The 7,922-nt window shown below is 68.1% G+C and carries 8 protein-coding genes; 5 read left to right on the top strand and 3 right to left on the bottom strand.

Annotation, left to right across the window (positions count from 1 at the left end; genetic code table 11):
• Nucleotides 1-312: 312 nt before the first annotated feature.
• The gene (locus ACYQ1K_RS21245; RefSeq protein WP_459985270.1) at nucleotides 313-1,980 is read left to right on the top strand and encodes an MFS transporter; all 1,668 of its coding nucleotides are present in this window, start codon (nucleotides 313-315) and stop codon (nucleotides 1,978-1,980) included.
• A 22-nt stretch (nucleotides 1,981-2,002) separates the two neighbouring features.
• On the opposite strand, the gene ACYQ1K_RS21240 is transcribed toward ACYQ1K_RS21245, so the two are convergent.
• The 3 genes from ACYQ1K_RS21240 to ACYQ1K_RS21230 all read right to left on the bottom strand — a co-directional run bounded on the left by ACYQ1K_RS21240 (nucleotide 2,003) and on the right by ACYQ1K_RS21230 (nucleotide 3,516).
• Nucleotides 2,003-2,797: a hypothetical protein gene (locus ACYQ1K_RS21240; protein ID WP_459985269.1), complete on the bottom strand. Its 795-nt coding sequence runs from the start codon at nucleotides 2,795-2,797 to the stop codon at nucleotides 2,003-2,005.
• A 94-nt stretch (nucleotides 2,798-2,891) separates the two neighbouring features.
• Nucleotides 2,892-3,071: a hypothetical protein gene (locus ACYQ1K_RS21235; protein ID WP_459985268.1), complete on the bottom strand. Its 180-nt coding sequence runs from the start codon at nucleotides 3,069-3,071 to the stop codon at nucleotides 2,892-2,894.
• Between the two features lie 145 nt (nucleotides 3,072-3,216).
• Nucleotides 3,217-3,516 carry a WhiB family transcriptional regulator gene (locus ACYQ1K_RS21230; RefSeq protein ID WP_459985266.1) on the bottom strand — a complete coding sequence of 100 codons (300 nt, stop codon included), beginning with the start codon at nucleotides 3,514-3,516 and terminating at the stop codon, nucleotides 3,217-3,219.
• Nucleotides 3,517-3,731: 215 nt separating this feature from the next.
• On the opposite strand from ACYQ1K_RS21230, the gene ACYQ1K_RS21225 reads away from it, so the two are divergent.
• The 4 genes from ACYQ1K_RS21225 (at nucleotide 3,732) to ACYQ1K_RS21210 (ending at nucleotide 7,751) form a co-directional block, all read left to right on the top strand.
• Nucleotides 3,732-3,887 carry a hypothetical protein gene (locus ACYQ1K_RS21225; RefSeq protein ID WP_459985264.1) on the top strand — a complete coding sequence of 52 codons (156 nt, stop codon included), beginning with the start codon at nucleotides 3,732-3,734 and terminating at the stop codon, nucleotides 3,885-3,887.
• Between the two features lie 114 nt (nucleotides 3,888-4,001).
• Entirely contained in the window at nucleotides 4,002-5,534 is a 1,533-nt protein-coding gene (locus ACYQ1K_RS21220; RefSeq protein ID WP_459985262.1) for a UDP-N-acetylglucosamine 1-carboxyvinyltransferase, read from the top strand.
• A 64-nt stretch (nucleotides 5,535-5,598) separates the two neighbouring features.
• Nucleotides 5,599-6,369 (top strand): glycerophosphodiester phosphodiesterase family protein, encoded by a 771-nt coding sequence (locus ACYQ1K_RS21215; protein ID WP_459985260.1) that lies wholly within the window; start codon nucleotides 5,599-5,601, stop codon nucleotides 6,367-6,369.
• Nucleotides 6,366-7,751 carry an MFS transporter gene (locus ACYQ1K_RS21210; protein WP_459985258.1) on the top strand — a complete coding sequence of 462 codons (1,386 nt, stop codon included), beginning with the start codon at nucleotides 6,366-6,368 and terminating at the stop codon, nucleotides 7,749-7,751. The genes ACYQ1K_RS21215 and ACYQ1K_RS21210 overlap by 4 nt, the downstream gene beginning before the upstream one ends.
• Nucleotides 7,752-7,922 lie beyond the last annotated feature (171 nt).

Genomic DNA, 7,922 nt, shown 5'->3' with positions numbered 1-7,922 from the left:
AGATTGACATAATGTCGCTTATCGGCGATTGCGTGGGACGGGTCCGCTGCGTTCGCGTGCCATTGCGACCACGATCAACAAGAGCCCTAGCAATGGAATCATCGTCGGGCTCCCGCTCATGTTCAGGCGCGCAGGTCGGCGCGCCGAATTCAGCAGGACCTGGGGCGATGACGAGGACCAGCAGAGGTCGTAACGGCTGACCCCGAGTCACCCGCTGCGGGTGACGACCGCACTGGAACACCACCACCACGATCTGAGGATGGAATCGGCATCTGTGCCCGAAGCGACCCGTCCCGCTGAAGGAACGCCGTCGTGACGGACCCGCGAGCCGCGAAGAGCAAGAGAGGTGGCAGCTCGAAAGGCTCGACGATCAGCTGGGCGCCACTGATCGCGCTGGCGACCGCTCAGTTCGTGATGGTGCTCGACCAGTCGGTCATGAACGTCTCGATCAGCACGCTGGTGGCGGACTTCGACACGACGGTCACGACGATCCAGGCGGTGATCACGCTGTACTGCCTGGTCATGGCGATGTTCATGTTGACGGGCGCGAAGGTCGGAGACATCATCGGCCGGCGGCGGGCGTTCGTCGTCGGCCTCGTCATCTATGGCATCGGCTCCTTGACGACCGCACTGGCACCGACGGTGGCGGTGCTGACCCTGGGCTGGTCGATCCTCGAGGGAGTCGGCGCGGCGTTGGTCCTCCCGGCACTTGCCGCGTTGATCGCCGGGAACTTCGCTGGCGCCTCTCGCAAGGTGGCCTACGCGGTCATCGGCGGCGTCGCCGGGGCCGGCATCGCCGTGGGTCCCATTCTCGGCGGCTGGGCGACGACCGAGCTCAGCTGGCGGATCGTCTTCGCCGGCGAGGTCGTGCTGGTCGTGTTCATCCTCGCGATGACCCGAAAGGTCGCCGACGCTGCCCGCACCGGTCCGAAGCCGCGGCTGGACGTGCTGGGCGCCGGCATGTCGGCGGTCGGGCTCGGTCTCATCGTGCTCGGCACGCTGCAGTCCAGCACGTGGGGCTGGGTGTTGCCGAAGGACTCCCCCGTCGCCCCGCTCGGCTTCTCGCTCACGATATGGATGTTCGCCGGCGGCGCCGTGCTGCTCTGGGCCTTCACGGTGTGGCAGCGGCGGCGGGAGAGGGCCGGGGCTGACCCGTTGGTGCACCTCAGCCTGTTGCAGATCCCACCCTTGCGCTCGGGCCTCGCGGGGCTGTTCAGCCAGAACCTGATCCTGATGGGCGTCTTCTTCGTGGTGCCGCTCTACCTACAGTTGGTCCTCGGGCTCGACGCGCTCGAGACGGGCATCAAGATGCTCCCCATCTCCATCACGATGTTCGTGGCGGCCGCGGCCGGCTCACGGTTGTCGACACGCTGGTCGATCCGTGGGGTCGTGCGGGCGGGCTTGGCCACCACGATGGTGGCCATCATGGTGCTCCTCGCGACCGTGCAGCCTGAGCTGCGCGACGTGGGATTCGGCATCTCGATGGCCATCCTCGGTGTCGGGATGGGGCTCATCGCATCCCAGCTCGGCAACGTGATCCAGTCATCGGTCGATGCCTCCGGGCGCGGTGAGGCCGGAGGACTTCAGTACACCGGGCAACAGCTCGGCTCGTCGCTCGGCGTGGCCCTGATCGGCGCCATCGTGCTGACGGGGCTGAGCACGGGCTTCGTCACTCGGGTCGAGTCCGATCCGCGGATCGACGCTCAGGTCTCCGCCCAGGTCGGCGTCGCGGTGGGCGGCGGGCTCGACTTCCTGTCGGCCGACCAGGTGGAGTCGGCCGCCAAGGCGGCCGGGCTCGACGACGCCACCACGGCGGCGATCGTCGAGGACTACAGCGACGCACAGCTTCGCTCTCTGAAGGTCGGCCTGCTCGCGGCCGCTCTCCTCGCCCTGCTCTCGCTGATGTCCACCCGGCACCTCCCCCACGACCCGGCTGTTCAGCGCCAGAAGCGGAAGGTCAGGGATCGCCCGACGGCATGAGTCAACCGTCGCGGGCGTGGCGTCAGTAGCCCTCTTCGACTGCGTCAGTCGGATAGTGCTTGACCTTCGTGGTGACGCTCCCGTCGGCGTGATGCTGGATCTTCACGACCTTGTGCGGCATGGTCTTCGTCTCCTCGTCGGTCACGGGCGACTTCGAGGGTGTGGCCGACGGGCTCGGGATCTTCGATGGCTGCGGCTTCTCTGCCAGTGCGCGGACGAGAACGGGCCAGCGGTGCTCAGCGTGCGTGATCGCGTCCTTGTGGACGAGGTGGGTGACGGCGTCGTGATGGACGACGTGCGAGCTCTCCTCGACGTCCTGGTGGTAGAACCAGTCGGACTCGCCGTCTGCTCCCTTGTCCCGCTGGCAAGCGAGGTTGGGCTGACAGTCGAAGCCGTTGTGGTTGCCCGAGTCGGGGTTCCAGCACGAGGACGGGAACGAGTGGTCGCCGCTGGGGCCGCATGTCCACGTGTACCAGCGGTCCGCTGCCTGCTGGTCGACGACGGTCTCGTCCCACGCGGGAGTGTCGACGACCGTCTCGTCCCATGCCGGGGTGTCGACGACGGTGCGGTCCTCTCGCTGCCCGATCTGGGTCAGGTTCAGCGGGTTGTCCTCGCCTGACTGGGAGTCGGGGTCGGCGGGCGGTGCATCGGAAGTGCCCCACGCCGTGTAGTGGTCCAGTGACCACGGCCCCAGCCGTGCTGATCCGCCGGCGGCGTGCGCTGCGGCGGTGGCGCCGCCGATCGCCAGGATGGCAACGGTCCCGGCGGCGACCCACACGTGCTTGTTCGCGCCCTTCGAGCGCTTGTGCTTCTTCATGTCGACTGTCCCTTCGTCTCGCGGATGGGACGAAGCGAAGAGATCAGCGGTGACGTCGAAAGCAAACTCAATTGGGCATGCGTGCCATCTCTCGTCACGCGTGCACGATCACGTGGCGCAGCGCGATGACGAGTGGCCAGAGGACAGCGCTGACGCCGATGGCACCCCACATCGGGTCGCTCATGAGGAGGGCACCCGCCGCGCTGGCCAGCACCAGGTAGGCGGCCATCGTTGCGTTGTGGGTGAATCTCGGGCCCATGCGCTCCCCCGCCATCGGTCAGAAGGTGGGGTGTGGCTCCGCCCCCACTGCTGGGCACACCCCAAGCGGTCGGCCGGCTGGGTGCTGAAGGTCGCCGAAGGCCCGACCGTTCCCTAGGACGGTGGAACGCGCGAGGAGATGACGCGAGAGGCGAGAAGAGTCAGCTCGCCAGCGGACGAGCATCCTTGCGTGGGCGGCCGCGCGGGCGCTTGTGTGAGATCACGACGCCGTCGACGACGAGCTCGCCACCCCAGACGCCCCAGGGCTCGTGCCGCTCGAGGGCCTGTGTCAGACAGGCCTCGCGCAAGGGGCATGCACGACACAGCGTCTTCGCGCGGTCGATGGCGGCAGGATGGGCGGCGAACCACAGGTCCGCATCCCCACTCCGGCACGGCAGGTCGGCGAGCTCGCCGGCGAGGTCCTGGCCGAGCGGAAGCGGGTCGTATGCACTGCGAGCCATGTGGTCAGGCTGCCCGTCTGAGGTAGCTGGCCACATCGGAAGACTTCCCTAGTCCGTCCCGGTGGGCACTCGTGGTCCGACCGGGTGGTTCCGTGCCGTTCTCGCGTGGCGGTCCCGGTCGGAGGCGCACGGTGGGGATATCGGTATCCAAACACGCCGCGCACGCTCCTCAAGATCACAACACTGCGGGCGCACCGTGGAGTCAGGAGGCCACTATGTGGGACACCGTCGAGATCGCGACCGAGCACCTCTCCCATGACCTGCCGTGCCCGCGCTGCGGACACGCAGGCCACCGGTACTTCGCCTGCGACGCGACGGCCTGCGGCTGCGCCGCCCATCCCTTCCCCGGTGACCCGGCACTGGGCGGGTGATCTCGCGGTCGCGGCGGCATCGGCTATGGTGGCGGAGCCGGCATGCGGACGCTCCCCCGACACGCCAGCGGCCCCGTCTGTGGTTCTATCTCACATGTGAGATAACGTGGCGGCATGAGTGACGGATACAAGGGCCGGATCGGCAACCTCATCCGCGACGCCCGCACGCACCGCGGTCTGACCCAGGCCCAGCTGGCCGAGCGACTCGGGACCAGTCAGAGCGCGATCAACCGGATCGAGAAGGGCCAGCAGAACCTCACCCTCGAGACGATCGCGCGCATCAGCGACGCGGTCGACTCCGAGATCGTCAGCCTCGGCGCGGGCCCGGTGCATCTCCGGGTGACCGGGCCGACCACGCTGTCGGGCAGCATCGAGGTGAAGACCTCCAAGAACGCCGGAGTCGCACTCCTGTGTGCCTCGCTCCTCAACCGCGGGCGCACGACCCTGCGCAAGGTCGCCCGGATCGAGGAGGTCAACCGGCTCATCGAGGTCCTCAACAGCCTGGGTGTCCAGACCCGCTGGCTCAACGACGCCAACGACCTCGAGATCGTGCCGCCGGCGGAGCTGCGGCTCGACAACGTCGACGAGGACGCGGCTCGGCGCACGCGCTCGGTCATCATGTTCCTCGGTCCGCTACTGCATCGCGCCCAGGCCTTCGACCTGCCCTACGCCGGCGGCTGCAACCTCGGCACCCGCACCGTCGAGCCGCACATGGCTGCGCTGCGCTCCTTCGGCCTCGAGGTGAAGGCGACCGATGGCGCCTACCACGCCTCGGTCGACCCTCGGATCGTGCCGGGGCGGCCGATCGTCCTCACCGAGCGCGGTGACACCGTCACCGAGAACGCGCTGATGGCCGCCGCCCTCCACCCGGGCACGACGGTGATCCGCAATGCCAGCTCCAACTACATGGTCCAGGACCTGTGCTTCTACCTCCAGCGTCTGGGCGTGCAGGTGGAGGGCATCGGCACCACCACCCTCACCGTCACCGGCCTGGAGACGATCGACGTCGACGTCGACTATGCGCCGGCGGAGGACCCGATCGAGGCGATGAGCCTGCTCGCGGCGGCGATCGTCACCGACTCCGAGATCACGATCCGCCGTGTGCCGATCGAGTTCCTCGAGATCGAGCTGGCCACGCTCGAGGAGATGGGCTTCCTCTACGAGCGCTCCGAGGAGTACGACGCAGCAAATGGCAAGACGAGGCTGGTCGACATCACCACCCGTCGCTCGGTGCTGCACGCGCCGAACGACAAGATCCATCCGATGCCCTTCCCGGGCCTCAACATCGACAACCTGCCGTTCTTCGCGGTCATCGCAGCCGTCGCGACAGGCCAGACGCTGCTGCACGACTGGGTCTACGAGAACCGCGCGATCTATCTCACCGAGCTCGCGAAGCTCGGTGGTCAGGTCAAGCTGCTCGACCCCCACCGGGTGATGATCGAGGGCCCCACACACTTCTCCGGGGCCGAGATCGTGTGCCCGCCGGCACTGCGTCCGGCGGTGGTCATCCTGCTCGCCATGCTGGCCAGCAAGGGCACGAGTGTCCTGCGGTCGACCTACGTCATCGCACGCGGCTACGAGGACCTCGCGGAGCGGCTCAACGAGCTCGGCGCCACCATCGAGCCGTTCCGGGACTTCAGCAACTGAGCCGAGGTCGCGGCGCGGGCAGGCCTGCGCCCGGGCGAGCGTACGGCGCGCCATACTCTCCCCCGTGAGCAACACGGGCCAGGTGATCGCCTTCGCCCACCGCGGTGGCGCCTACCACCCGGACATCGAAGGTCTGGAGAACACGCTGGCGGCCTTCGAGCACGCCGTGGCGCTGGGCTACACCCACCTGGAGACGGACGTGCAGACCACCAGCGACGGGGTGCTGCTCGCCTTCCACGATGCCGTCCTCGATCGGGTGACCGACGCCCGCGGGGCGATCGCGACGATGAGTCTGGCCGACGTCAGGGCCGCCCGCATCGGCGGCCGTCACCAGGTGCCCACGCTCGCCGAGCTGTTCGACGCCTTCGAACAGGCGCAGTTCAACATCGACCTCAAGTCGCGGACGGCGGCACCCGCGCTCGCCGCGTTCCTCGATGAGCGCGATGCGTGGGATCGGGTGATCACGACCTCCTTCTCCCCCGCGACACTGCGGGCCTTCCGCCGACTCTCGCGCGGACGTGCGCGCACCGGTGCACATCCCGTGGAGGTGGCCGTCTATGTGGCGCTCCCCAGCGCGCGCCTGGTGCGGCTCCTGACACCTGGACGGCCGGTCGCGCTCCAGATCCCGCATCGGCGCGGGCCACTGACGATCGCCGGGCGCGGGCTGATCCGCCGCGCTCATGCGAACGGACTGCAGGTGCACGTGTGGACCATCGACGACCCGGCCGAGATGACCGAGCTGCTGGACCGGGGCGTCGACGGCCTCATGAGCGACCGGACCGATCTGCTGAAGGACGTGCTGGTCGAGCGCGGCCAATGGAGGGAACAGCCATGACCCAGAGCGGCCCGGCGCCGATCGCCGACCTCTCGCCCGTGTTCCGACGCGGCCAGCAGCGTGCGTGGAACTGGTACGACTGGGCCAACTCGGCGTTCTACACGACCACGCTGACGGTGCTCTTCGGGCCGCTGATGATCACGGTCGCCGGACGGGCGGCCGGCTGCGGACACAGCTCGGACGAGACGTGCAAGAAGGCCGTCGACGTGCTCGGCCTACATCTCGCGGCCGGGTCGCTGCCGTCGTACCTGACGAGCTTCGCGACGATCCTGAGCGCCTTCATCCTCCCCGTCGTCGGGGCGCTGGTGGACCGCAGCGGGCGCAAGAAGATGCACATGGCCTGGTTCGCATGGGCCGGCTCCTTCTTCGGTGCGCTGCTGTTCTTCCTGCAGGGCGACCACTGGCAGATCGGCGCGTTCGCCGTCGTCGTCGCGAGCATCCTGGCCGGGTGCTCGCTGGTGAGCTACTACGCGATCATGGTCGACATCTCGACCGAGGCCGAGCGCGACACCGTGTCGGCCCGGGGGTGGGCCTTCGGCTACCTCGGCGGCGGTCTGCTGCTGCTGATCAACCTCGTCATGGTGCAGGGGCACGACGCCTTCGGGCTCAGCAAGGAGCTCGCCGTCCGGCTCTCGCTGCTCAGCGCGGCGCTGTGGTGGGCCGGCTTCACGATCATTCCGGTCGTCCGGCTGCGCAACGTGCCCCCGCAGAACGTCCTCCCTGAGCCAGGAGGCCTGATGCGGCGCAGCTTCGGGCAGCTGTGGGCAACCCTCAAGGACCTGCGCCACTACCCGATGACGCTGACCTTCCTCCTCGCCTATCTCTTCTACAACGACGGCATCCAGACCGTGATCTACAGCGCGTCGATCTACGGCTCCAAGCAGCTCGGCTTCGGCGACGGCGTCCTGATCGCCGCGATCCTGCTGATCCAGTTCGTCGCGTTCGGAGGAGCTCTCTTCTTCGGCCGCTACGCACGCAGGTACGGCGCCTACCGCTGTCTCGTGTGGGGCAACGTGGCCTGGATGGCGATCGTGGTGTGTGCGATGTTCCTGCCGGAGAAGAACATCGTGCTGTTCCTGCTCGCCGGCGTCGCCATCGCCCTGGTGATGGGCGGGACTCAGGCGCTCTCCCGCTCGTTCTACAGCCTGTTCATCCCGCACGGACGAGAGGGCGAGTACTTCGCCCTCTACAACGCCTGTGAGCGGGGCACCTCCTGGTTCGGCACGCTCCTCTTCGGCGTGGTCTTCCAGCTCACGGGGTCCTACCGGCCGGCGATCGTCTCGCTCGTCGTCTTCTTCGCTCTCGGCCTCGTCCTCCTCCTCCGCCTCGACACGCGACGGGGCATCGCCGAGGCGGGCAACGCCGTTCCCGCGGTCCTGTGAACAGCCTCGCTGTCACCGTGTGACCAACCTCCCAGCCGGGAACCTGATGACTGTCGGAATCTTGGGCGGCTCGGTACCGTTGAAGACTCGACAGGGGGACACGGGCCTACGTCGTCACGATCGACAGCCGCGGTCGTCTCTTCGATGGCCCGCCGTGGCTGCCGGACCGAC

Source organism: Nocardioides sp. AN3, assembly GCF_054653495.1.
The sequence above is the reverse complement of the archived record's forward strand: the minus strand, read 5'-3'. Positions and strand labels throughout refer to the sequence as shown.